This window comes from Hymenobacter sp. 102, from assembly GCF_049949205.1.
In the GTDB taxonomy this organism is placed as follows: domain Bacteria; phylum Bacteroidota; class Bacteroidia; order Cytophagales; family Hymenobacteraceae; genus Hymenobacter.
In genome coordinates this window covers 1,359,837-1,383,155 of record NZ_CP188172.1, presented here as the reverse complement: position 1 = coordinate 1,383,155, position 23,319 = coordinate 1,359,837, and the positions used below count along the sequence as shown (strand labels likewise).

20 protein-coding genes are annotated in these 23,319 nt (G+C 62.1%); 3 read left to right on the top strand and 17 right to left on the bottom strand.

All coding sequences use genetic code 11. The features are described 5' to 3' along the window. Window positions 1-4: 4 nt before the first annotated feature. Both ACN19L_RS06090 and ACN19L_RS06085 read right to left on the bottom strand, forming a co-directional pair. Window positions 5-1,327, bottom strand: a complete 1,323-nt coding sequence (locus ACN19L_RS06090) for a DUF4178 domain-containing protein (RefSeq protein WP_426492639.1) — start codon at window positions 1,325-1,327, stop codon at window positions 5-7. Beyond that, window positions 1,324-1,677, bottom strand: a complete 354-nt coding sequence (locus ACN19L_RS06085) for an S-adenosylmethionine decarboxylase family protein (RefSeq protein ID WP_426492638.1) — start codon at window positions 1,675-1,677, stop codon at window positions 1,324-1,326. The genes ACN19L_RS06090 and ACN19L_RS06085 overlap by 4 nt, the downstream gene beginning before the upstream one ends. 206 nt (window positions 1,678-1,883) lie before the next feature. Between ACN19L_RS06085 and aspA the strand changes: the two genes are divergently transcribed. After that, window positions 1,884-3,290 carry an aspartate ammonia-lyase gene (gene aspA, locus ACN19L_RS06080; protein WP_426492637.1) on the top strand — a complete coding sequence of 469 codons (1,407 nt, stop codon included), beginning with the start codon at window positions 1,884-1,886 and terminating at the stop codon, window positions 3,288-3,290. Window positions 3,291-3,571: 281 nt separating this feature from the next. On the opposite strand, the gene ACN19L_RS06075 is transcribed toward aspA, so the two are convergent. From ACN19L_RS06075 to ACN19L_RS06045, 7 genes are all read right to left on the bottom strand, one after another. After that, window positions 3,572-4,351: a LytR/AlgR family response regulator transcription factor gene (locus ACN19L_RS06075; protein ID WP_426492636.1), complete on the bottom strand. Its 780-nt coding sequence runs from the start codon at window positions 4,349-4,351 to the stop codon at window positions 3,572-3,574. A gap of 135 nt (window positions 4,352-4,486) precedes the next feature. Further along, window positions 4,487-5,563: a sensor histidine kinase gene (locus ACN19L_RS06070; RefSeq protein ID WP_426492635.1), complete on the bottom strand. Its 1,077-nt coding sequence runs from the start codon at window positions 5,561-5,563 to the stop codon at window positions 4,487-4,489. Between the two features lie 6 nt (window positions 5,564-5,569). Beyond that, window positions 5,570-6,520 (bottom strand): alpha/beta fold hydrolase, encoded by a 951-nt coding sequence (locus ACN19L_RS06065; RefSeq protein ID WP_426492634.1) that lies wholly within the window; start codon window positions 6,518-6,520, stop codon window positions 5,570-5,572. A 415-nt stretch (window positions 6,521-6,935) separates the two neighbouring features. Beyond that, entirely contained in the window at window positions 6,936-8,060 is a 1,125-nt protein-coding gene (leuB, locus tag ACN19L_RS06060; RefSeq protein ID WP_426492633.1) for a 3-isopropylmalate dehydrogenase, read from the bottom strand. After that, a complete protein-coding gene (leuD, locus tag ACN19L_RS06055) occupies window positions 8,048-8,647 on the bottom strand; it encodes a 3-isopropylmalate dehydratase small subunit (RefSeq protein WP_426492632.1) in 600 nt (199 codons plus the stop codon). The genes leuB and leuD overlap by 13 nt, the downstream gene beginning before the upstream one ends. Window positions 8,648-8,809: 162 nt before the next feature. Continuing rightward, the gene (gene leuC / locus ACN19L_RS06050) at window positions 8,810-10,222 is read right to left on the bottom strand and encodes a 3-isopropylmalate dehydratase large subunit (protein WP_426492631.1); all 1,413 of its coding nucleotides are present in this window, start codon (window positions 10,220-10,222) and stop codon (window positions 8,810-8,812) included. Window positions 10,223-10,400: 178 nt separating this feature from the next. Beyond that, the gene (locus ACN19L_RS06045) at window positions 10,401-11,567 is read right to left on the bottom strand and encodes a 2-isopropylmalate synthase (RefSeq protein WP_426492630.1); all 1,167 of its coding nucleotides are present in this window, start codon (window positions 11,565-11,567) and stop codon (window positions 10,401-10,403) included. A 313-nt stretch (window positions 11,568-11,880) separates the two neighbouring features. Here ACN19L_RS06045 and ACN19L_RS06040 point away from each other — a divergent pair, with 313 nt between their 5' ends. Beyond that, entirely contained in the window at window positions 11,881-12,420 is a 540-nt protein-coding gene (locus ACN19L_RS06040; protein ID WP_426492629.1) for a hypothetical protein, read from the top strand. 12 nt (window positions 12,421-12,432) lie between these two features. Here ACN19L_RS06040 and ilvA read toward each other — a convergent pair whose 3' ends face one another. The 7 genes from ilvA to ACN19L_RS06005 all read right to left on the bottom strand — a co-directional run bounded on the left by ilvA (window position 12,433) and on the right by ACN19L_RS06005 (window position 20,712). Further along, window positions 12,433-13,698: a threonine ammonia-lyase IlvA gene (ilvA, locus tag ACN19L_RS06035; RefSeq protein WP_426492628.1), complete on the bottom strand. Its 1,266-nt coding sequence runs from the start codon at window positions 13,696-13,698 to the stop codon at window positions 12,433-12,435. Between the two features lie 122 nt (window positions 13,699-13,820). Beyond that, window positions 13,821-14,915, bottom strand: coding sequence for a ketol-acid reductoisomerase (gene ilvC / locus ACN19L_RS06030; protein WP_426492627.1), 1,095 nt, complete (start codon window positions 14,913-14,915; stop codon window positions 13,821-13,823). A 126-nt stretch (window positions 14,916-15,041) separates the two neighbouring features. Continuing rightward, on the bottom strand, window positions 15,042-15,635 hold the full coding sequence (gene ilvN, locus ACN19L_RS06025; protein ID WP_426492626.1) for an acetolactate synthase small subunit: 594 nt from the start codon (window positions 15,633-15,635) through the stop codon (window positions 15,042-15,044). 236 nt (window positions 15,636-15,871) lie between these two features. Next, window positions 15,872-17,617, bottom strand: a complete 1,746-nt coding sequence (gene ilvB / locus ACN19L_RS06020) for a biosynthetic-type acetolactate synthase large subunit (RefSeq protein WP_426492625.1) — start codon at window positions 17,615-17,617, stop codon at window positions 15,872-15,874. Continuing rightward, window positions 17,574-19,304, bottom strand: a complete 1,731-nt coding sequence (gene ilvD, locus ACN19L_RS06015; RefSeq protein WP_426492624.1) for a dihydroxy-acid dehydratase — start codon at window positions 19,302-19,304, stop codon at window positions 17,574-17,576. The genes ilvB and ilvD overlap by 44 nt, the downstream gene beginning before the upstream one ends. A gap of 287 nt (window positions 19,305-19,591) precedes the next feature. After that, a complete protein-coding gene (locus ACN19L_RS06010) occupies window positions 19,592-20,494 on the bottom strand; it encodes a branched-chain amino acid transaminase (protein WP_426492623.1) in 903 nt (300 codons plus the stop codon). Between the two features lie 44 nt (window positions 20,495-20,538). Next, entirely contained in the window at window positions 20,539-20,712 is a 174-nt protein-coding gene (locus ACN19L_RS06005) for a hypothetical protein (protein ID WP_426492622.1), read from the bottom strand. Between the two features lie 171 nt (window positions 20,713-20,883). On the opposite strand from ACN19L_RS06005, the gene ACN19L_RS06000 reads away from it, so the two are divergent. Further along, window positions 20,884-22,428, top strand: coding sequence for a hypothetical protein (locus ACN19L_RS06000; RefSeq protein WP_426492621.1), 1,545 nt, complete (start codon window positions 20,884-20,886; stop codon window positions 22,426-22,428). A 51-nt stretch (window positions 22,429-22,479) separates the two neighbouring features. Here the strand turns inward: ACN19L_RS06000 and ACN19L_RS05995 are convergent, their stop codons facing one another. Further along, window positions 22,480-23,316: a hypothetical protein gene (locus tag ACN19L_RS05995; protein ID WP_426492620.1), complete on the bottom strand. Its 837-nt coding sequence runs from the start codon at window positions 23,314-23,316 to the stop codon at window positions 22,480-22,482. Window positions 23,317-23,319: the final 3 nt, after the last annotated feature.

Sequence of the window (23,319 nt, the reverse complement as noted above, 5' to 3'; positions counted from 1 at the left end):
ATGGTCAGGATGAGGCGTAGGGGTTGAAGTCACTGTTTTCCCAGCGGGCCTGTTCGTGGAAGCGGCGGCGCAGCCACACCCAGCCGGGGTACAGCAGCAGGGCCGCCAGGGCCAGCAGGGCGTTGGAGCCGGCCGTGGCCCGGCCCTCCACCCGCACCCGAAACGTGAGCGGGTAGGGGCTGAGCGGGTCGGCGGTGGGGTAGAAGTTGAGGTGGTAGCGGCCCGCCGGCACCGTGTTCAGCAGTAAATCCTGGTCACGGTTGCCTTCGCTCCAGCTTTCCCCATCCTCCACGCCAAAGTAGTACTCCATGTTGCCGGTGCCGGCAAACTGCTGGCCGGTTTGCTCATTCACCAGGGTGAAGGGCAGCTCCAGCCAGTTGTTGTTCACATCGGCCCACAGGTTCACCGAAACGCCGCCCCGCTGCGGCACCTCAAACGAGGGCGACACCACCGGCGGCCGTTCCAGCGCGGCCGGCGGCAGCAGGTGCTGCACGGAGTCGGGAGCGGTGCTGGCGGGCTGGCTTAAAAAATCCTTGCTGAACAGGGTGAGGTTGCCCTGCAGCATCAGAAACAGGTGCGTGCCCACTACCAGCAGGGCCATCAGCAGCGAAAAAGTGCGCAGCTGGGGCCAAGTGGCCTGGCCGGGCGCGGGCTGGGCGGCTCCCACGCCGCTGCGCTCCGGCAGTTGCTCGGGTTTCAGCCCAAAGGCTTCGGCCACTTCCTGCGGCTCCAGGTGCCGGGCCGTAAACCAGTGGTTGGTTCTGTCCCGCTCCCGCACCAGCATTAGGGGTGGGCTGATGTATTCAGAAATCGTCAGGCTTTCATCCGTCAATACATTCCAATCAAATTCCCCTCGGGCGTACAGAATGCGGGGTCTGTACTGGTTATAGAGTAGATAATCGGTATCAGCAACTTCCACCACGCCATTTTGATTTGGGCGGTAATGCTCCTCTGTGGGAGCTATTAGCAGCCAATGGCCATGAAAGACAGCCAGCTGTCGGTACGCGCCAGTTGCCTCGTCGTGCAGCTGAAATTCTTCCCAGCGGTACCATGGAGCCTTCACTTCGCAGCGCCACATGTAGCCCGTTACGCGGTAAGTTCTGCCCTCTAGTTGTCCTGTGCTACCGATGGCTAGAACGGGCGAATGATTAGGTGTCTCCTTGAACTTTCGCAGCTTCTTGGGCGCGCCGGTTTCCGGGTATTCAAAAAACGTCCAACACTGCCCGCAACCGAAAAACGCGCTGTGTATGGCACCATAGTACCGCACCTCGTGGCTGCAGTTGGGGCATTTCACGGCCGCCGGGGCCACTCCCTGGGGCTGGCTCATCGGCGGACTTCGGTTTTGCTGGTTTCGGTGGCCCCGAAGAATGCCAGGGTGGTGGCGTACAGCGCCCGGGCCCGGTCGGCATTGTCGCGGCGAAAGTTGCTCAGGAACACGTCGAAGGTCGCCAGGCCGTGCTCGGGCCAGGTATGAATGCTCAGGTGCGACTCGGTGAGGGCCACCACGGCCGTGAAGCCGCCCTCCGGGAAGGCGTGGTAGGCGGCGCCCACCGCCGTGAGGCCCAGGGCGGCAATCTGCTGCTCAAAAAAAGCCTGGCAGGCGGGCATGTCCAGCAAAGCCGGGGCCGGGGCCTGAAACGTAGCGAGGATATGGAGCCCGGGAGCGTAGGAATTCATCAGGTAGGATATGCCGGCGGCCGAAGGTCGGCGGCGGCCGGCTAACAATACTACGCAGCCCCGGCCACGTATCAAAACCTCCGCGGTGGTGGGGCAGTACAGAGACCTGGCCGGGGCGGGCCGCCGGTGGTTTGCGGGCAGCCCGTACCTTCGCCCCGTTTTTCCCCTCTGTTGAACACTATCCCACCTCTGACCTTTCCTTTCTGATGACTACTTCCCGGCTTGAGCACGATTTCCTGGGCGAGCGTGAAATTCCCGCTGATGTGTACTACGGCATCCAGACGCTGCGGGCTCTTGAGAACTTCCACATCACGGGCATTCCGCTGCGGGTGGAGCCGCTGTTTGTGCAGGCCCTGGCCTACGTGAAAAAAGCCGCTGCCCTGGCTAACCGCGACCTGGGCGTGCTGAAGCCGGAAATTGCCGACGCCATTGCCCGGGCCTGCGACCGGGTAGCCGCCGGCGAATTCGACGGCCAGTTCCTGACCGATATGATTCAGGGCGGGGCCGGCACCTCGGTGAACATGAACGCCAACGAGGTAATTGCCAACGTGGCCCTGGAGCTGATGGGCCACCAGAAAGGCGAGTACCAGTTCTGCCACCCCAACAACCACGTCAACTGCTCCCAGAGCACCAACGACGCTTACCCCACGGCCTTCCGTATTGCCCTCAGCAACAAGCTAGTGGGCTACAGCCAGGTGCTGGGCGAGCTGGCCGACGCCTTTGCCGCTAAGGGCGAGGAGTTCCGCAACGTGCTGAAAATGGGCCGCACCCAGCTGCAGGACGCCGTGCCCATGAGCATGGGCGACGAGTTCAAGGCCTTTGCCACCAACCTGCGCGAGGAGCTGCTGCGCATTGAGGACAGCCGCCGCCTCATCAGCGAAATCAACATGGGCGCTACGGCCATCGGCACCGGCGTAAACGCCCCCCAGGGCTACGCCGACCTGGTAACTCAGTACCTGCGCGACATCACCGGCCTCGACCTGAGCCTGGCTGGCGACCTGATTGAGGCTACCTACGACACCGGGGCCTACGTGCAGCTCTCGGGCGTGCTGAAGCGCACGGCCGTGAAGCTGAGCAAAATCTGCAACGATTTGCGCCTGCTATCCTCGGGTCCGCGTTGCGGTATCAACGAAATCAACCTGCCCCCGCTGCAGCCCGGCTCCAGCATCATGCCCGGCAAGGTAAACCCCGTGGTGCCGGAAGTGGTGAACCAGACGGCCTTCTACGTCATCGGGGCCGACCTGACGGTAACCATGGCCGCCGAGGGCGGGCAGCTGCAGCTGAACGTGATGGAGCCCGTTATCAGCTTCGCCCTGTTCACCAGCATCAGCTACATGACCAACGCCTGCCGCACCCTGCGCGAAAAGTGTGTGCTGGGCATCACCGCCAACAAGGAGCACGCCGAAAACCTGGTGCGCAACAGCATCGGCATTGTAACGCAGTTGAACCCGGTGCTGGGCTACGAAACCTCCGCCGATATTGCCCGCGAAGCCCTCAAAACCGGCAAATCGGTGCACGACATTGCCGTAACCGAGCGGCAGCTGCTCACCCAGGCCAAGTGGGATGAAATCTTCACCTTCGAAAACCTCATCCGCCCCAGCTTTGTGCAGTAGGGTGGCTGGAGGGGTAATTGGGTGGTTGGGTGGTTAGGTGGTTGGGGGGCTGGGTGGTTGGGTGGTTGAATACGCCTGTCATCCTGAGCTTGCGAAGGACCTTATCACGCCTGAACGACTGGTTTAGGGGTGATGAGGTCCTTCGTTTTTTTCAAAGCAGGTAGCAGCTCGTCAGGCCGGGGGCGTAGTGCGCCTCTGCATGACGTTTAGGCGTAAGAAGGTCCTTCGCAAGCTCAGGATGACAGTTCTCTACACAACCACCCAACCACCCAACCACCCAACTACCCCTCCAGCCAATTTTTCACCGCCCCGGCCTTCTCGCGGCTGACCAGCACTTCCTCGCTCGGGGCGGGCTGCAAATCTACCAGCAGCTTGCCGTTGAAGTGGGGATGCAGGCGCTGCACGGCGGGCAGCTGGGCCAGCAGCTGGCGGTTGAGGCGGAAGAACTGGGCGGGGTCGAGGAGGCTTTCGAGCTGCTCTAAGGTGTATTCTACCACGAAGCGGCGGCCGTCGAGGGTGCAGAGGGTGGTGGTTTCGTGGCGGCTCTGAAACCAGGCAGCCTGGGTGGCGGCCAGCGGCAGCAGCTGCTCGCCGCTGCGCACCAGAAACCGGGTTTTGAACTGCCGCTCCGGCCGGGGCAGGGCATCGAGCAGGCGCTCCAGGCGCTGGGCAGTATCGTTGGGGGCGGGTGGGGCGGTGGCCGGGGTACGCCACTCCTGCAACTTCGTGAGGGCGGCCGTCAGTTCGGCCAGCTTCACGGGTTTCAGCAGGTAGTCCACGCTGTTGGCCTTGAAGGCCCGGATGGCGTAGGCGTCGTAGGCCGTGGTGAAGATAACCGGGCTGCGCACTACCGTCTGCTCAAACACCTCCAGGCTCAGCCCATCGGCCAGCTGAATATCCGACAGAATCAGGTCGGGGGCGGGGTGCGTGTCCAGCCACTGCAGGGCCCCGGCCACGCTATCCAGCACGGCCAGCACCTGGGCCTCGGGCGCGGCCTGGCGCAGCAGCCGTTGCAGCCGCTCGGCGGCCGGATATTCGTCTTCGAGCAGGAGGACTTTCATCGGTATAGGGAGTGTAGCGCGAAGCCTTTGCTTCGCGCACGGCCAAACGTCAGACGTTCGGCGGTAAGTTAGGTAGTAAGCGTATTCTCGGTGCAGCCCCGGACGGGCAACGATACGCAAAGCAAAGGCTTTGCGCTACGGGCTGGCGTGGAGCTGTTTTTCGTCGGGAACCAGCAGCGGCAGCTGCACCTGAAACCAGCCGGCTTCCTGCGTTACTGCAACCGGCTGCGGAGCCTGCAACAGCTCGTAGCGGTGGCGCACGTTGCGCAGGCCGGTGCCGGTGCCGGGGGCGAGGCCGGCAGTGCGCGGGCGCAGGGTGTTGCGCACGGTGAAGTAGCCGGTAGCCGGGTCGGCCGAGAGTTCCAGCTCCAGCGGGTGTTCCCGGGAGGCCACGTTGTGCTTCAGGGCGTTTTCCACCAGCATCTGCACGCTCAGGGGCGCTACCCTGGCCGCGTGGGCCGCGGCCGGCACCTGCCAGCGCACCCGCAGGTTGTCGCGGAAGCGGGCTTTGTGCAGGGCCAGGTAGGTTTCCACGAAGGCCAGCTCCTCGCTCAGCGGCACGGTGGGCTGGTCGCGGGCCAGCAGCACGTAGCGGTACACATCCGAGAGCTGCTCCACGAAATCCTGGGCGGGCTCGTTGTCGGGCTCGATGAGGGCCGAAAGGGTGTTGAGCGAGTTGAACAGGAAGTGCGGGTCGAGCTGGCTTTGCAAAGCTTCCAGCTGGCTGCGGGTGCTGGCACTTTGGAGCTGCTCGGTGCGGCGCAGGTTGTCGGCCCACTGCCGGAAGAAATTCCAGCTTTCATACACCAGCTGAATGACCACCGTAGGCACCATGTTCAGGCCGAACTCAAACCAGAACGCCGCCCAGGTAAGGTGCCCGTGCTGCAGCCGGGCGGCCACCTGCCCGATGCCCAGCGTGGTAAGTGCCGCAATGCTGGTGTTGCTGATGGCCAGCCACCACAGCCGCTGCCGGGTTTGCTCCACCCGCGGAAACCGCCGGAAAAGATAGCGCCACAACGAGCGGCCCAGCAGCCAGAAAATGGTGGTAATCAGGGTGGAGCACGCCCAGGCTACCAGCAGCTCGGGCAGGGAGCGAATCTGCAGGGCCCCGCGCGGCAACAGCACCAGCGCACCCAGCACCGGAATACCCAGCAACAAAAACCACTTGTCGTTGAGGTAAACCGGGGCCGGGCGCTGGGAAGTAGCTGACATGGAGAATTAGCGGGGAAGCTGCTGCACGAAGCTAACGACTGCCTGGCGGAACTTGGCGGGCTGCTCCTGGAAGGAGTTGTGCTTGCCGGGCAGCGTAACTACCTGCTGGCGCGGAAACCGGAAGGTAGCAGCCGTGGCACCCGTCGTCCGGTCGTCCTGGCCCAGGATTATCAGCGCAGGCATGGGGAGTTGGGCGGTTGCGGGGGCGTAGTCCTGACCATAATCAGCCAGGCGGCCGCTGAACACCTGCTGGGCAAAGTCGGAGTTGGCGGATACGGCGCGGCTGGTGTGCACGGCGCGGGCGGCCAGGGAGTCGTGGGAGAACTGCAACTGACCAGCTAGTTTCTGCTGCTGCAGCGCACCCATCACCATCCCAAACCGCTGCATGGCGGGCAGGCCGGGGGCGGGGCGGGCGGCGGCGGGCAGCAGGCGGCTACCGTACGCCACCATGCTATCCAGCCCGGCTACCGGGTTCAGCACGGCGTTGGTAAGCACCAGCGCCTGCACCCGCTGGGGGTACTTCTGGGCGTAAGCCGTGGCAATGGTACCACCGAAGGAGTGGGCCATTACCACCCATTTCGCCACGCCCAGCTGCTGGCGCACTTCTTCCAAATCCTGCACCATGCGGGCCATTGAGTAGTTTTTGGTGCGGCTGCTACCCGAGCGGCCACTGCCGCGCTGGTCCAGGTACACCATCTGTAGCTTGTCTTCGAGGCGGTTGCCGCCCAGCTTCTCAAACGAGTAGCTACCCGCCCCCGGCCCGCCATGCACAAACACGCAGGGCGTGCCCTTGCCGGCAACCTGCACAAATAGCTTCACCGAATCGGAAGTAAGCAGGGTGCGGGGGCCGGCGGCTACCACCGGTTGTTTCTGGGCGCGGGCGGTGCCGGCTAACAGCAGCAGGGCCAGCAGGAAGAGGCGGGTGGGGACGGCGGCGGAGGTAAGGAAGCGGAGCATAGCGGTGAAGGATAGGAAGATGGGAGAGGAAAATGGAGGCGAGTAGCGCATTACCTGTCGTAAACATCCTCCTTTATGCGTCCGGCCGCCACTAAAACCGGGTCCAAGCCGCCGAAAACGGTGGCGAAACCGCTGGAAACCCGGGTGAGCTGAGCGGCCCGGTGGGCCGAGGCGCAAGTCGCTCACGCAAAAAGGCCCGGGTGCCAACCATGTCGGTTCGCATCCCGGGCCCTGAAGCACCCCTCGCCGGTGCAGGCTATGTGGCCGGCGGCCCCGGCGAGCGGGGCAGTTCTGGCAATCCGGACTGGCATCCGGCAGAAACTGAGCCCGGGCTGCCAGCGGTGTTGCAGCACGTCAGACTCAGGTACGCCAGTCCAGACCGCCGAAAACCGGCCGCCACCGGTTTTCTTGTGGGTCAGATAATCGTGCTCATGCCCAGCTTGATGTTGTTGCGGTGCATCTCGCAGTCGGCAATGTCCAGCACGGCGTAGGCAATGAAGCTGCCCACCTGCTCGGTGGTGTAGCGCGTGGCCGGGTTCAGCTCGGGCGTGACTACCTGCTGGTCGAGGGCGTGCTGCACGGCGTCGCGCACGGTGTCGGCTTCCTCCGTGAGCCCGAAGTGGTCCAGCAGCATGGCCGCCGACAGGATGGTGGCAATGGGGTTGGCAATTCCTTTGCCCTTGGCCTGCGGGTAGGAACCGTGAATGGGCTCGAATAACGCTGCCGCGTCGCCCACCGAGGCCGAGGGCAGCAGCCCCAGCGAGCCGGCAATAACGGAGGCTTCGTCGGAGATGATGTCGCCGAACATATTTTCGGTCAGAATCACGTCAAACTGCTTGGGGTTGAGGATAATCTGCATGGCGGCGTTGTCCACGAACAGGTAGTCGAGGGCCACGCTGGGGTACTGCGGGGCCAGCTGCTGCACGGTTTCGCGCCAGAGGCGGGAGGTTTCCAGCACGTTGGCCTTGTCCACCAGCGTGAGCTTGTGGCGGCGGGTTTCGGCGGCCCGGAAAGCCCGGTGGGCAATTCGCTCAATTTCGGCCCGCGAGTAGGTGCAGTTGTCGTAGGCCGCGTTACCCTCATCAAAGCGGCCCTTTTCGCCGAAGTACACCCCGCCCGTCAGTTCCCGGAAAATGAGGATATCGGTGCCCTGAATCCGCTCGGCTTTCAGCGGGGAGTGCTCCAGCAGCTGGTCGTAAGCCGTCACGGGGCGGATGTTGGCGTAGAGGCCCAACTCCTTGCGCAGGCGCAGCAGGCCCTGCTCGGGGCGCACCAGGGCAGTGGGGTCGTTGTCGTATTTCGGGTCGCCGATGGCACCCAGCAGCACGGCGTCGGCCTGGTGGCAGGCGTCCAGCGTAAGCTCCGGCAGGGGCGAGCCGGTGGCGTCAATGGCGCAGGCTCCCATCAGCTGGTAGTCGAACTGGAACTCGTGCCCGAACCGGTCGGCCACGGCCCGCAGTACGCGCACCGCCTCAGCGCATACCTCCGGCCCGATTCCGTCGCCGGGCAGTACCACAATCTGTTTGCTTAGAATATCCATGTCCGGTGTTGCTCGAAGGCAGTTATGGCTTCTTCCTGGCTGAGCAGGAAATCAATGTCGTCGTAGCCGTTAATGAGGCATTCCTTCTTGTAAGCGTCCAGCTCGAAGCGAATTGGCTTGGGTCGGCCCGGCACCTGCAGCGTCTGGCTGGGCAGGTCCACCGTCAGCTCCACCTGCGCGTCTTGTTCTACCAGGGCAAACAGCTCCTGTAGCTCCGCGGCCGTTACCTGCAGGGGCAGCAGCCCGGTGTTGAGGGCGTTGCCCCGGAAAATATCGGCGAAGTAGCTGCTGATAACCACCCGAAAACCGGCGTCATACAGGGCCCAGGCGGCGTGCTCCCGGCTGGAGCCGCACCCGAAGTTCTGGCCCGCCAGCAGTATCTGGTGGCCCTGGTAGCGGGTATCATTCAGCACGAAATCCGGCTTGGGCTGCCCGTCGGCGGCGTAGCGCCAGTCGGCAAACAGGTTCCGCCCGAACCCTTCGCGGGTAGTGGCTTTCAGAAAGCGCGCCGGGATAATCTGGTCGGTGTCCACGTTTTCGATGGGCAACGGAACCACACCGGTACGCAGGGTGGTGAATTTTTCCATGTGGGGGTGGGGTGAGTTGTTTTAGAACTAGCTCCCCTCCTTGGAAAGGAGGGGCTGGGGGTGGTTGATTTTTTAGAGCTAAGAAGTAGAAGTAGTTGTCGTTCAAGCGTGGGTCAACCACCCCCAACCCCTCCTTTCCAAGGAGGGGAGCTAGTTTTAGCACTAGCCTTGGTTCGCGTACTCAAGCACATACTCCGCTACATCTACCAGCCGGCCTTCCACGGCCGTAATGGCGGCTACCAGGGGGGAAGCCAGCAGGGTGCGGGCGCCGGGGCCCTGGCGGCCTTCGAAGTTGCGGTTGGAGGTAGACACGCAATAGGCGCCGGCCGGAATCTTATCCTCGTTCATGGCCAGGCAGGCGCTGCAGCCCGGTTCACGCAGCTCGAAGCCGGCAGCGGCCAGCACCTGGTCGAGGCCCTCGGCAATGGCCTGCTGCTCTACCTGCTTGGAGCCGGGCACGATGATGGCCTCCACGTGGGGGGCTTTGCGCTTGCCCCGCACGTAGGCGGCCACCGTGCGCAAATCCTCGATGCGGGAGTTGGTGCAACTGCCGATAAACACGTGGCTGATTTCCTTGCCCAGCAGCGACTCGCCGGCCTCAAAACCCATATACCGCAACGACTTCTCGAAACTCGGCGCTTCGGCCGCGGCGGCCGGGGCCGGAATGCTGGCCGCCAGCGGCATGCCCATGCCGGGGTTGGTGCCAAAGGTTATCATGGGCCGGATGGCAGAAGCCTCGAAGCGGTGCTCGGCGTCGAACTGCGCGTCCTCGTCTGAAAACAAAGTTTGCCAGTAGGCCACGGCCTGGTTCCAGGCCTCGCCCTGGGGCGCGAAGGGGCGGCCGTGCAGGTACGCGAAGGTGGTGGCATCGGGGGCAATGAGGCCGCCACGGGCCCCCATTTCGATGCTCATGTTACACACCGTCATGCGGCCTTCCATGCTCAGGCTGCGGATGGCGCTGCCGGCGTACTCCACAAAGTAGCCCGTGGCCCCACCCGTGCCCAACTGGGCAATTACGTGCAGAATCACATCCTTGGCCGATACGCCCGGCTGCAACTCCCCGTCCACGGTAATACGCATGCGCTTGGGCTTATCCAGCAGCAAACACTGCGAGGCCATAACCTGGGCCACTTGGCTGGTCCCAATACCAAACGCAATGGCCCCGAACGCGCCGTGGGTAGAGGTGTGGGAGTCGCCGCACACGATGGTCAGGCCTGGTTGCGTCACGCCCAGCTCCGGCCCAATTACGTGCACAATGCCCTGGTAGGGATGGCCCAGCCCGTACAGTTCCACGCCATGCCGGGCGCAGTTTTCGGTGAGTTTGTCCACCTGGGAGCGGCTGAGCGGGTCCTGAATCGGCTGGTCCTGGTGGCGGGTGGGCACGTTGTGGTCGGCGGTGGCCAGCATCTGCTCGGGGCGGCGCAGCGTCAGGCCCCGGGCCGTCAGCTCGTCGAAGGCTTGGGGGCTGGTCACCTCGTGAATCAGGTGCTTGTCGATGTAGAGCACCGACAGCCCGCCGGCCACCGCGCGCACCACGTGCGCATCCCAGATTTTATCAAATAAGGTGTGAGGCATGAGAGAAGGGTGGGGGTGGTTAGGATAGGATGGTGGGAGGGTAGGAGGGTGAGAAGTAAAAGAACGTCATGCTGAGCGCAGCCGAAGCATCTCTACCTCTGACTAACTAATAGCATTTCAACGAAGCAGTAGAGATGCTTCGGCTGCGCTCAGCATGACGGTCTGCTGCACTAGCGAATCACCCCGCCGTTACCAGTTGTTGCTGCTCCACCATCACGCGCAAATCCTCGTCCACGACCTCCTTTTGACGGTCGGCCAGGACGAGGAAATGGGTGTAGGCTTTGTTGAGGGCCACGCGGTCGAAGTCGTAGCCGATTTTCTGGAGGCGGTAGGCCAACGCGGCGCGGCCCGAGCGGGCGGTGAGCACAATGCTGGAATCGGGCATGCCCACCTCGCGCGGGTCGATGATTTCGTAGGTTTCGCGGTGCTTGATTACGCCGTCCTGGTGAATGCCGCTGGAGTGGGCAAAGGCGTTGGCCCCCACAATGGCCTTGTTGGGCTGCACCGGCATGCTCATCAGGTGCGACACCATAGCCGAGGTTTCGGCCAGCAGCTTGGTGTTGATGCCGGTGCTGAAGTTGAGGTAGGGGTGCTGGCGGAGCACCATCACGGCTTCTTCGAGGGCCGTGTTGCCGGCCCGCTCGCCCACGCCGTTGATGGTGCACTCCACCTGCCGGGCCCCGCCCAGCACGCCCGCAATGGAGTTGGCCGTGGCCATGCCCAAATCGTTGTGACAGTGGGTGGAGAGGCGCACCCGCTCAATGCCGCGCACGTTATCGGCCAGGTACTTGATTTTGGCCCCGTACTCGGCCGGGAGGCAGTAGCCGGTGGTATCGGGGATGTTGAGCACGGTGGCCCCGGCCCGGATGGCGGCCTCGCACACGCGGGCCAGAAACGCGTTGTCGGTGCGGCCGGCGTCCTCGGCGTAAAACTCCACGTCCTCCACAAACGACTTGGCCAGCTTCACGGCCGCCACCGCCCGCTCCAGCACCTGCTCGGGCGTGCTCAGCAGCTTGTAGCGGATGTGCGACTCCGAAGTGCCAATGCCGGTGTGAATGCGCGGGTAGCGGGCCGCTTTCAGGGCCTCGGCCGCCGTGCGAATGTCGTTTTCCACGGCCCGGGAGAGGCCGCAGACGGTGGCCTCGCGCGTCTGGGCCGCAATGGCCGCCACGGCCGCAAAGTCGCCGGGACTGGAAACCGGGAAGCCGGCCTCAATTACATCCACGCCGAGTAGCTCCAGCTGCCGGGCAATGAGCAGTTTCTCGTCCCGGTTCAGTTTGCAGCCGGGCACTTGCTCCCCGTCGCGCAGGGTAGTATCGAAGATGTGGACTTTCTCGGTTGACATGGGGCAATGACTTCGTGGCAGAAGGAAAGCCCCAAGTACACCCCCAGCCCCGGCCTCCCGAAACCGTTTTTCGGCACGCCTACTATTTCAAAAAGTCGCTGGTGTGGTTGTAAGTATCTGATTGATAGTGTGTAGTTGCTAAGCGGCTTACAAAGGCCAACTACCGTAGAGACGCGACACTTCGCGTCTCGGCGTTGAACAGGCGGTATTGTGTAGAGCATTCAGTGTCAGCAATTGGGTTGGTAACACACGCATCCATATGAACCCATTGTATATTTGAAAGATAGATTCGCGCTATAACGGTGTTTCGATAATGAATAAATTATTGCTGGTAATGTTGATAATATTCATTTCCATGAGCCGGACTTATGCACAAGGAATAGGGGATTGGGATGCTAAAACGCCTGGTGGTAATACTATGCTTGATCCTGGCTCTGGAACTGTATTGAAATTCAGTAATCCGTATTCAGAGATTAAAGGAATTAATAAATGGTATTTCTTTCGTGGTCATATCATTGGGAGGAGTTATAATGGATTCTTTGTAATTAATGAGCATAGCCATGTCAACCTACTGTTTCACTCAGAAAGTTTATGGAACGAGTATCTGGTTGGTAAGAATTTAAAACCTACACTATGGGTGAGGTGGTATCAGGATGACTGGAGATTTTTAGGAAATGCGTTTATGGTTTTCGTGTTTGCTATTGCTGTTATTATTTGCTTTGCGCTATATCTAATGGTTAGATGGGTTTTGAGTAAGCTTAACATCAGTTTATCGATGCGCAGATATTGGATAATGGCTTTACTCGTAACTATTGTTATGCTGCTGCTCGATGCTTTTCCACAGAGCATTTAATAGTGAGCTTCCTCATACCAGCAAACTCAGGAAATCCTGCTTCCCGTTTAAATACTCGTACGAAAACCCTTCAGCCACCATGCGCTGCTGGATTTCGGCAATGTCGTGGGGGCGCTGCACTTCCAGGCCGACGAAAACGGGGCCTTTTTCCTTGTTGTTCTTCTTGATGTACTGAAACTGGATGATGTCGTCGTCCTCGCGCAGCACGTGGTTCACGAAGCGGCGCAGGGCCCCGGGCTTCTGGTTGAAGGTGACCAGGAAATAGTGCTTGCGGCCCTGATGGCGCAACGCCCGCTCCTTGATATCCTCCATGCGGGTGATGTCGTTGTTGGAGCCGCTGAGGATGCACACCACCGTTTTGCCCCGGATTTGGGCGGCGTACTGGTGCAGCACCGAGAGGCTGAGCGTACCGGCCGGCTCCAGCACGATGCCTTCCTCGTTGTACATCTTCAGCAAATCCTCGCACACCTGGCCCTCGGGTACCAGCGCCACCTCATCCAGCAGCTCCCGGCAGATGGTAAATGTCAGCTCGCCCGGGCACTTCACCGCCGCCCCGTCCACGAAGCTCTCGATGTGCTCCAGCGGCTGCCGCTGCCCCGTCTGGATGGCGCGGTGCATGGAGGGCGCGCCCAGGGGCTGCACGCCCACCAGCCGGGTGGCGGGGCTGAGCTGGCGGAACACGCTGCTCACGCCCGCTGCCAGCCCCCCGCCTCCGATGGGCATGAACACGAAGTCGATGGGAGCGGGGGCGTCGCGGAGGATTTCCAGGCCCACGGTAGCCTGCCCGGCCACCACGGCGGCATCATCAAACGGGTGCACGTACACGCCCTGGCGCTGCTGGCAAAACTCCTGCGCCGCCCGCGACGAATCATCGAACGTGGCCCCGGTCAGCACAATCTCCACTTGGTCGCGCCCGAACAGGCGCACTTTGTCCACCTTCTGGGCGGGGGTGGCGGCGGGCATGAAGATGTAGCCGCGCCGGCCCAGCAGCTGGCAGGCGTAGGCCACGCCTTGGGCGTGGTTGCCGGCCGAGGCGCACACCACCGGCCGGGTGGCCTCATCGGCTGGCAGCCCCGCCATCTTGTTGTAGGCCCCCCGAATCTTGTAGGAGCGCACCACCTGCAAATCCTCCCGCTTCAAATAAATAGTAGCCCCGTAGGCCGCCGAAAGCCCCAAATTGTGCTGCAGCAGCGTGGGACTGATGACGCCCTGCAGCGTGCGGGCCGCCTGCTCCACCAAGGGCAGCGGCAGGGCAGGGGTGAGGGTGGCTTGTTCCATAAGTAAGATGGTAGCGCCAAAAACTGCCATTCCGAGCAGCGCGAGGAATCTGAGTTGCTCGCTCGAAGGAGTACACCAGATTCCTCGCGCTGCTCGGAATGACAGTTCAAGGCAGATTTTCGTTAATTACCGTCGGCCGTGAGGGCGTAGGCTTCTTCCTGTTTTACTTTTTCGGCGGCGCGGGAGCGTAGCTCGCGCACGGTGGCGCCGGTTTGCCACAGCTCCGAGTCGCGCACTTCTTTCAGCTCGGCTTCCAGCTCCTGGCGGTAGCCGGGCGTGGAGCCGCGCTGGATGGTGCGGGCGGCTTCCTGGCCCGAGGCCACGCTGTCGTACAGCTCGTTGAGCACGGGCAGGGTGGCTTCGCGGAAGCGGCCTTTCCAGTCGAGGGCGCCGCGCTGGGCCGTGACGGAGCAGTTGCTGAACATCCAGTCCATGCCGTTTTCGCCCACCAGCGGCACCAGGCTCTGGGTGAGTTCCTCCACGGTTTCGTTGAAGGCCTCAGAGGGCGAGTGGCCGCGCTGACGCAGCACCTGGTACTGGGCCTCGATGATGCCGGCCAACGCGCCCATCAGCACCCCCCGTTCGCCGGTGAGGTCGGAGTATACTTCCTTGCGGAAATCGGTTTCAAACAGGTAGCCCGAGCCCACCCCGATGCCCAGGGCCACGGCCTTCTCGTAAGCCTGGCCGGTAGCATCCTGGTACACGGCAAACGACGAGTTCAACCCGCCCCCGGCCACAAATAAACGGCGCAGACTAGTACCGCTGCCCTTGGGCGCTACCAGTACCACGTCCACGTCGGCGGGCGGGATGATGCCCGTCTGGTCGTTGAAGGTGATGCCGAAGCCGTGGGAGAAGTACAGGGTTTTACCAGCCGTGAGGTGGGGCTTGAGCGTGGGCCACACGGCAATCTGGCCGGCATCGGAGAGCAAATTAGCCAGGATGGTGCCCCGCGCGGCGGCTTCTTCCAGACTAAACAGCGTTTCGCCGGCCACCCAGCCATCAGCCTCCGCCTTGCGCCACGAAGCCGAATCGGGCCGCTGTCCCACAATCACGCGGAAGCCGTTGTCGCGCAGGTTCAGGGCCTGGCCGGGGCCTTGCACGCCGTAGCCCAGCACGGCAATGGTTTCGTTCTGCAGAATGGCGCGGGCTTTTTCCAGCGGAAATTCCTCGCGGGTTACTACGTGCTCTTCTACGCCGCCAAAGTTGATGGTTGCCATGATGGTTTTTGGTTTATGGTTGCTGGTTTTTGATTTATGGTTGGTGGCTTATGGCTGTGAATGGTTGAGGATAAGGCAGCGAACGAAGCCAAAAACCAAAAACCAGCAACCATAAACTAAGCTTGGTCACATCGAAAACACCTTGTCGCGGCGGTCGAGGAACTCGTTTTCGCTCACATCCTCGCCGGGCTGCTGGTGCTCGAACTCGCGCAGCTTGTGGTGGAAGCCCTGGCTGTCTTTGATGATGGCAATGCGGGCTGAGCGCACAAACTCGATGAGGCCGTAGGGATGCAGCACCGTCAGCAGCTTGTCGGTTTCCTCGCGGTGGCCGGTGGTTTCAAACACGGTGTAATCCTTGCGGATTACCACGGCCCGGGCCCCGTGCTCCCGCAGCAGCCGCTCCACCAGTGCCCGCTCGGCAATGACATCGGTGGGCACCTTGTAGAGGGCCATTTCCTGCCAGATGACTTCCTCATTGGGGTTGAAGTACACTTTCAGCACCTCCACCTGCTTCTCCATCTGGCGGGCAATTTTGCGCACCACCTCCTCCGACTCATGCACCACGATGTTGAAGCGGTGAATCCCCTCAATCTCCGAGGGCGAGGTGTTCAGGCTCTCGATGTTGATTTTGCGCCGGGAGAAGATGATGGCCAGCCGGTTAAGCAGTCCCACCTGGTTCTCGGTGTACGCCGTGATGTTGTATTCTTGCTTGTGAGACATAAGACGGTGATACATGAGAGGTGAGACGAGCGGCGTAGCAGCCAATACCCCGTCATTGCGAGCGGAGCGAAGCAATCCGTCCTTATCAGAGGCAAAAGCCCTGACCTGTTCCAAAGCCTTTTATTGGTAGCTTCGGTCAGGGCTTGTCAGTTCTCCAGGGCTTTGCGCTTTGATAAGGACGGATTGCTTCGTCCTTCGTCCTCGCAATGACAGTTGCCTCTGGCTCGCCCTGACAGTTACTTTAAGCGGATTTCGCCCACGCCGCAGCCCTGGGGTACCATGGGGAAGATGTTGTTTTCGCGGGTCACGCGCACTTCCAGCAGGAAGGAGCCGGGGTGAGTGAGCAGCTGGCGGAGGGCGGGTTGCAGGTCGGGGCGGTGCTCCACGCGGCGGGCGGCAATGCCGTAGCCGTTGGCCACCGTCACGTAGTCGGGGCTAGCAATTTCCACGGCGGAGTAGCGCCGCTCGTGGAACAGCTCCTGCCACTGCCGCACCATGCCCAGAAACTGGTTGTTGAGCAGCAGAATCTTCACCTCGATGCCCGTTTGCATGATGGTGCCCAGCTCCTGAATCGTCATCTGAATGCCCCCGTCGCCGATAACGGCTACCACTGTGCGGTGCGGCGCGCCGTAGCGGGCTCCAATGGCAGCCGGCAGCGCAAAGCCCATGGTACCCAGGCCGCCGCTGGTGATGCTCAGGCGCGGGTGGTTGAGGCGGGCGTAGCGGCAGGCCACCATCTGGTGCTGGCCCACGTCCGTCACAATGATGGCCTCGCCCTGGGTCAGTTCATTGAGCTGGTGAATCACCTCGCCCATGGTCAGCTCGTCCTGGGTCGGGAACAGCTCATCCTGAATCACGGCGGCCACCTCCTCGGCGTCATGGTCGCGGAAGCGTTGGCACCACGCGGGGTGTTGGCGGGCGGCTACCAGCTGCGTGAGCAGGGGCAGGGTTTCCTTGCAGTCGCCCCACACCGGCACGGTGGCCGTCACGTTCTTGTCGATTTCGGTGGGGTCGATGTCAAGGTGAATCACCTGGGCCTGGCGGGCGTATTTGTCGAGGCGGCCCGTTACCCGGTCGTCGAAGCGCATGCCGATGGCCACGAGCACGTCGCACTCGTTGGTGAGGACGTTGGGGCCGTAGTTGCCGTGCATGCCCAGCATGCCCACGTTCAGCGGGTGGCCGGTGGGCAGGGCTCCGGCACCCAGAATCGTCCAGGCCGCCGGAATGCCGCTTTTCTCGATGAACGCCCGGAACTCGGCTTCGGCCTGGCCCAGCAGCACGCCCTGGCCCCAGAGCACCAACGGGCGCTGGGCCTGGTTGATGAGCTCGGCGGCGCGCTGCACGTACTCGGGGCGTACCACGGGCCGGGGCCGGTAGCTGCGGATATGAGTGCAGCGCGCGTAACCGGCGTGCTCAAACAGCTGCAGCTGGGCGTTTTTGGTGATGTCGAGCAGAACCGGGCCGGGCCGGCCGCTGCGGGCAATGTAGAAGGCCTTAGCCAGCGCCGCCGGAATATCCCGGGCGTCCGTTATCTGGTGATTCCACTTGGTAACGGGCGTGGTGATGTTCAGAATATCGGTTTCCTGAAAGGCATCAGTGCCCAGCAAATGCGCAAACACCTGCCCCGTGATGCACACCAGCGGCGTGGAGTCAATCTGAGCATCGGCCAGACCGGTGACCAGATTGGTGGCGCCGGGGCCGCTGGTGGCAAACACCACGCCCACCCGTCCCGAGGCCCGGGCGTAGCCCTGGGCGGCGTGAATACCGCCCTGCTCGTGGCGCACCAGCACGTGGTTTAGCTGCTCCTGAAAATCATACAGGGCATCATAAATGGGGATGATGGCCCCGCCGGGGTAGCCGAAAATCGTGTCCACGCCCTCGGCCACCAGGCCCTGCAACAGGGCCACGGCCCCGGATACCTGCGGGGCGGCCAGGGCCTCAGGCGAGGCTGGCGCGGACTGAAGCTGCGGGTTCGGGAACATGGCGGTGGTCGGCTAAGTCGGTGATGCAGCCGTGGCTGGCGTCGCTCACGGTGCGGATGTATTTCAGCAGCACGCCCTGGCTGACCGGGGGCGCGGGCTGCTGCCACTGCTGGCGGCGCCGGGCCAGCTGCTCGTCGCTCAGGGCCACGTCCATGGTGTTGGCGGCGGCGTCCAGCGTAATCCAGTCGTCGTTTTCCACCAGGGCCAGCGGGCCGCCGTCGTAAGCCTCGGGGCTCACGTGGCCGATAACGAAGCCGTGGGTGCCACCCGAAAATCGACCGTCGGTTAGCAGGGCCACCTTATCACCCAGCCCGGCCCCGATGATGGCCGACGTGGGCTTGAGCATCTCGGGCATGCCCGGCCCGCCTTTGGGCCCCACGTACCGAATCACGACGACGTGGCCCGGCTGAATCAGGCCCTGCACAATGCCCTCGTTCAGCTCCTCTTCCGAGTCGAACACGATGGCCGGGCCGGCAAAGCGGGTGCCTTCCTTGCCGGTAATCTTGGCCACCGCGCCCCGGGGGGCCAGGTTGCCGTACAGAATCTGAATGTGGCCGTCGGGCTTGATGGGGTTGCTGGCGGTGCGCAGAATGTCCTGTTCGGGGCCCAGCGGAGCCACGTCGGCCAGGTTTTCGGCCAGGGTGCGGCCCGTTACGGTCAGCAAATCCCCGTGCAGCAGGCCGGCGTTGAGCAGGGTTTTGAGCACGGCCGGCACCCCGCCCCGGGCCGAAAGGTCCTCCATCAGGTACTTGCCGCTGGGCTTGAGGTCGGCCAGCACCGGCGTCCGGTCACTCACGGCCTGGAAGTCCTCCAGCGTGAGCCGCACCCCAGCGGCGTGGGCAATGGCAATGAGGTGGAGCACGGCGTTGGTGGAGCCGCCTAGCACAGTGGTTACCACCATGGCATTTTCGAAGGCCTCGCGCACCAGAATGTCGCGGGGTTTGAGGTCCAGCTCCAGCAGGCGGCGCAGGTACGCGCCGGTGCTGCGGCATTCCTGCTGCTTCTCGGCGCTTTCGGCCGGGGCCGACGAGGAGTAGGGCACGCTCAGGCCCAGCGTTTCGATGGCGGCGGCCAGGGTGTTGGCCGTGTACATGCCCCCGCAGGCCCCCGGCCCCGGGCAGGCGTTGCGGATGATGCCGCGGTAGTCCTCGTCCGAAATCTGGCCCTGTAGTTTCTGTCCGTAGGCCTCGAAGCACGACACAATGTTGAGCTGCTGCCCCTTGAACGTGCCGCCCCGAATGGTGCCGCCGTACACCATCAGGCTGGGGCGGTTGAGGCGGGCCATGGCAATGAGGGCCCCGGGCATGTTTTTGTCGCAGCCCACCACGCAGGCTAGGGCGTCGTAGTTGTGGGCCCCGGCCATGGCTTCAATGGAATCGGCAATGATTTCCCGGGACACCAGCGAGTAGCGCATGCCCGGCGTGCCGTTAGTGATGCCGTCCGAAATGCCGATGGTATTGAAGCGCAGTCCCACCAGGTCCTGCTCCTGCACGCCCTGCTTCACCGCGTCGGCCAGCTGGTTGAGGTGCATGTTGCAGGTGTTGCCCTCGAAGCCCGTGGAGCAAATGCCCACGAACGGCTTGCGCAAATCGGCCTCCGCAATGCCGGAGCCAATCAGCATAGCCTGCGAGGCCGGCAAGCTGTCGTCCTGGGTGTAGATGCGGCTGTATTTGTTGAGCAGGGCCATGCGGGGGAATGTGCGGAATGTGCTGATGTGGAAAATGTGCTGCGTGTGGCCAGCACGTCATGCTGAGCGCAGCCGAAGCATCTCTACCGCTTCGTTCAGGTAGTTCGCCTCACCCCCCGGCCCCCTCTCCAGGGGGAGAGGGGGAGCCTGCCGATTGGTAGGGAAGGCCGCTGGGGTTAGTGGTTGTAGAGACGCGACACTTCGCGTCTCGTCGTTGCTGAGGTTGGGGCGAAATAGGACGGTCAGTTGCCCGTCTTTCAAAAACTGTCAGTTCTAAACTCTCAGTTCTAGGCTCTAACTTCTAGGCTCTCCGTTCTAACCGACTGCCCTGTTACCAGCGCTTGGTAATGCTGGGCCAGCATGCCGCCGATGGTTTGCTGGAAGGGGCGCTCAAACACCACGTCATCCACCGAGGCCACGCCGATAACCTCGGCGGCGGTGCCCGTCATGAAGGCGGCTTCGGCGGTGCGCAGCTCCTCGGGGCCGAAAAACCGCTCCGTGACGGTGATACCGGCTTCGCGGGCCAGGTCGATGATGGTGTTGCGGGTGATGCCGCGCAGGATGCTGCCGGCCGGAGGGGTAACCAGTTCGCCGTTGCGCTCGAAGAAGAAGTTGGCCCCGGGACCTTCGGCCACGTTGCCGTGCATGTCCAGCAGCAGGGCCTCATCGTAGCCTCGGCCTTTGGCCTCGGTGCTGGCAATGATGGAATTGACATAGTGTCCCGCCACCTTGGCCTCAATAGGCACGGCCTTGGGGTTGGGCCGCTCGTAGGGCGACACGGTGAGGCGCAGGCTTTGGTCGCCGAGGTACTTGCCCCATTCCCACACGGCCACCAGCACGTTGCTGGTGGTAGCCGCCTTGAGACTCATGTTGGGCGTGCCGGCAAATACCAGCGGGCGGATGTAGGCGTCGGTCAGGCCGTTGCGCTCCAGCACCTCGTAGCTGATGCGCGTCAGTTCTTCCACCGAGTGCGGCAGCGGTAAGCCAATAGCCTTGCAGGAATAATGCAGGCGCTCATAATGCTCCCCGGCCTTGAAAATGCGGGTGCCGGCCGGCGTAGCGTAGGCCCGAATGCCCTCAAACACGGCATAACCGTAGTGCAACGATTGGGCATACACGCCGCAGGTAGCTTGCGCGGCTGGTACGAACTCGCCATCCAGAAAGGCGACGGTATCAGGAGAGTAATACATGAGCGTGGTACAACTGACAAACGGAGGAACCGCCCGCGTGCCGCTTAGCGGAGCAGGAAGGGAAATGCGGGCGACGCAGGCCGCACTACCGACGAGCCTTGGTTTGATTCTATTCGGAGCAGGGCGTAGGAGCCGGCCATGGTTTGGCCGTTGGGCGTGGCCGTAAGAATGGTGGCCCGCCAGCCAGCTCCGGCAAATGCAGAAAATAGTGCGGACAAAGAGGTGGAGAAGTGAGCTGACATAGCATCTTTGGGCTGATATTCGGCTGCTAAGTACCCGCAGAGGTTCAGCGGCTGAAAACTTCTTTCCAATAGCCCTACTATTTCTAGAAAATCACTTTTGTTGTATAAGTATCATAAAATCAAAAGGTTAATTTTTGACTTTGTACAATGCCCAACGAAAGTACTGACCCGGTTTTTCAGCTCATAAAGTCGCTGACCCGCACCGAAAAGCGTCACTTCCGGTTGTTTGCCAACCGCCAGGGCTCCGCCGAAGGCCTGAAGTTTCTGCAGTTATTTGATGCCCTGGACGGGCAGGAGCGGTACGATGAGGAACGGGTGCTGCAGCAGGTGCCGGCCATCAAAAAAGTGCAAATGGCCAACCTCAAGGCCAACCTCTATAAGCAGCTGCTCTCCAGTCTGCGCATGTACCACGCGGGCCACAACCTGGATATTCAACTGCACGAGCAACTGGATTTTGCCCGGGTGCTCTACAACCGGGGCCTGTACCAGCACAGCCTGCGCATGCTGGAAAAAGTAAAAGCCACGGCCCAGCAGGCCGAGCTGCGCCACATTGTGTTGCTGGCGCTGGATTTTGAGAAGCTGATTGAGGGTCAATACATTACCCGGAGTATTCAGGGGCGGGCCCGGCAGCTTTCCGACGAAGCCACCGACACGGTACAGCACATTGGGCGCGAGCATGAGCTGTCGAACCTGGCGCTGCGCATGTACGGGCGCTACCTCAAAATCGGGCACACCCGCAACCAGCAGGACTACGAGAATATCACTGCTTACTTCCGGGAAGGGCTACCTACACTGGAACCCCGGGAGGCTAGCTTCTTCGAGCAGTTATACTTCTACCAGGCGCACGTATGGTACTATACCATCACGCAGAATTTCCGGCAGTGCTACCGGTACGCGCAGAAGTGGGTTGACCTGTACGAGCATAACCAGCTGATGTGTGAGCAGCAGCCGATGCTCTACATCAAGGGCGTGCACAATGTGCTCATCACCACGTACAATATGTTGTACTACAGTCGGTTTGAGGAGGTGTTGGCTCAATTAGAAACCTACGCTGCCGACCCCGACCGGCGCAGCAACCCTAACATTGACGCGCTGCTGTTCTTGTACATCTATACCAACCGGCTCAACGGCTACTTCATGCGCGGCGAGTTTACGGCCGGCCTGCAGATAGTGCCGGAACTGCTCGAGAACCTGGAGCGGTACCGCATGCAGCTGGATTCGCACCGGCGCTTGGTGTTCTACTACAAAATTGCCAGCCTGTACTTCGGCAGCGGGCAGCCTACCAAAGCTATTGAGTACCTCGAAAAGGTAATCTACTTTAAGGAAGCCAACTTGCGCGAGGATATTCAGTGCTTTGCCCGCATCCTGAGTCTGATTGCTCACTACGAAGCCGGCCGCGACGAGGTGCTGGAATATCAGATCCGCTCGGTGTACCGTTTTCTGGGCAAGATGAACGACCAGCAGCAGATGCAGGAGGCAATTTTTCGGTTTTTGCGCAACCTGGGGAACGTAGCCCCTTCGCAATTGAAAGAGGCCTTCATCAAGCTGAAAAACCAGTTAATTCAGATTGCCGAAGACCCTTACCAGCGTCGCCCGTTCATTTACCTCGACATTATTTCCTGGCTGGAAAGCAAGATTGAGAACGTGCCCGTGCAGGAAATCATCCGCCGCAAGTTTAGCCGGCTGAAATGAGGCCCCGCCAGGTTATTGCCTTGTTGTGCCTCCTTGCGTTGGCATGCTACCTCACCACTTCACCACCGGCACACCGCGCATGGCCTGTATAAACAGGGCAGCTACCGCTCCCACGTACAGGGCAGTGCCCAGCCAGGTGAGTAGACTGGCCTGGCGGGGCTGCCAGTGGCTGAGAGCCCAGCCCAGCAGCGGCAGGGCCTGCAACGCGTGCATACCCATGAAATGGGCGAGGCGCAGGTCGCCGGCCCGGGTGCTCCAGCCGAGGCCGGGCAGGCCGGGGCCGCCGTCGGGGGCTCCCACCGTGTGCTGCCCCAGGCGAATCATGACGCCGCCCAGTACCGAACCGATTAGAAACACCAAGAGCCCCAGTCGCACGCCCCACACGTAGCCCGCCGGGCCGTGGGGCTGGTAGTGCCACACCAGATACACCGCCCAGATGGTAGCCAGGGTATTTACCAGAATAAACGTACCCATCAGCCCGAAAACCAGTCCATCGAAGGCAGAAGCGGTATTGTAGTGCGAAGTAGTGCCCCGGGCCGCCTGCACGAAGATGCAGGCCATTTCCACTACCATACTCAGGGCCGCTGCCATGCTGACGAGGCGGACGGCTCCGCTGGCCGGCGCGGGTAAATCGGCCAGCAGCCAGCCCAGCGTCCAGAGGTAAAGCAGGCCGGACAGGGCGAATTTGGCCGGCTTCACCCACGCGGGCAGGCCGGTGATAAGGCGCGGATCCAGAAATAGCATGACCAGTGCCAGCAGCAGTAGCCCCACGTGCAGCCAACCCGCCCAGGCCAGTACGGGATTGGCGCGGTGCAGCACGCGCAGCCAGGTAGAAACGGGCATCAACGCCGCCAGCGCGGCCGTGGGCAGAGGTAGGGTAGCCGACATGAC

Coding starts and splice junctions, on each gene's coding strand:
- leuD (WP_426492632.1), bottom strand. CDS start 8,647: ATGGAAAAATTCACCACCCTGCGTACCGGTGTGGTTCCGTTGCCCATC.
- ACN19L_RS06040 (WP_426492629.1), top strand. CDS start 11,881: ATGAATAAATTATTGCTGGTAATGTTGATAATATTCATTTCCATGAGC.
- ilvB (WP_426492625.1), bottom strand. CDS start 17,617: ATGTTCCCGAACCCGCAGCTTCAGTCCGCGCCAGCCTCGCCTGAGGCC.
- aspA (WP_426492637.1), top strand. CDS start 1,884: ATGACTACTTCCCGGCTTGAGCACGATTTCCTGGGCGAGCGTGAAATT.
- ilvD (WP_426492624.1), bottom strand. CDS start 19,304: ATGGCCCTGCTCAACAAATACAGCCGCATCTACACCCAGGACGACAGC.
- ACN19L_RS06045 (WP_426492630.1), bottom strand. CDS start 11,567: ATGTCAACCGAGAAAGTCCACATCTTCGATACTACCCTGCGCGACGGG.
- ACN19L_RS06090 (WP_426492639.1), bottom strand. CDS start 1,327: ATGAGCCAGCCCCAGGGAGTGGCCCCGGCGGCCGTGAAATGCCCCAAC.
- ACN19L_RS06065 (WP_426492634.1), bottom strand. CDS start 6,520: ATGCTCCGCTTCCTTACCTCCGCCGCCGTCCCCACCCGCCTCTTCCTG.
- ilvC (WP_426492627.1), bottom strand. CDS start 14,915: ATGGCAACCATCAACTTTGGCGGCGTAGAAGAGCACGTAGTAACCCGC.
- ACN19L_RS06070 (WP_426492635.1), bottom strand. CDS start 5,563: ATGTCAGCTACTTCCCAGCGCCCGGCCCCGGTTTACCTCAACGACAAG.
- ACN19L_RS06085 (WP_426492638.1), bottom strand. CDS start 1,677: ATGAATTCCTACGCTCCCGGGCTCCATATCCTCGCTACGTTTCAGGCC.
- ilvA (WP_426492628.1), bottom strand. CDS start 13,698: ATGGAACAAGCCACCCTCACCCCTGCCCTGCCGCTGCCCTTGGTGGAG.
- leuB (WP_426492633.1), bottom strand. CDS start 8,060: ATGGATATTCTAAGCAAACAGATTGTGGTACTGCCCGGCGACGGAATC.
- ACN19L_RS06075 (WP_426492636.1), bottom strand. CDS start 4,351: ATGAAAGTCCTCCTGCTCGAAGACGAATATCCGGCCGCCGAGCGGCTG.
- ACN19L_RS06000 (WP_426492621.1), top strand. CDS start 20,884: ATGCCCAACGAAAGTACTGACCCGGTTTTTCAGCTCATAAAGTCGCTG.
- ACN19L_RS05995 (WP_426492620.1), bottom strand. CDS start 23,316: ATGTCGGCTACCCTACCTCTGCCCACGGCCGCGCTGGCGGCGTTGATG.
- ilvN (WP_426492626.1), bottom strand. CDS start 15,635: ATGTCTCACAAGCAAGAATACAACATCACGGCGTACACCGAGAACCAG.
- ACN19L_RS06010 (WP_426492623.1), bottom strand. CDS start 20,494: ATGTATTACTCTCCTGATACCGTCGCCTTTCTGGATGGCGAGTTCGTA.
- leuC (WP_426492631.1), bottom strand. CDS start 10,222: ATGCCTCACACCTTATTTGATAAAATCTGGGATGCGCACGTGGTGCGC.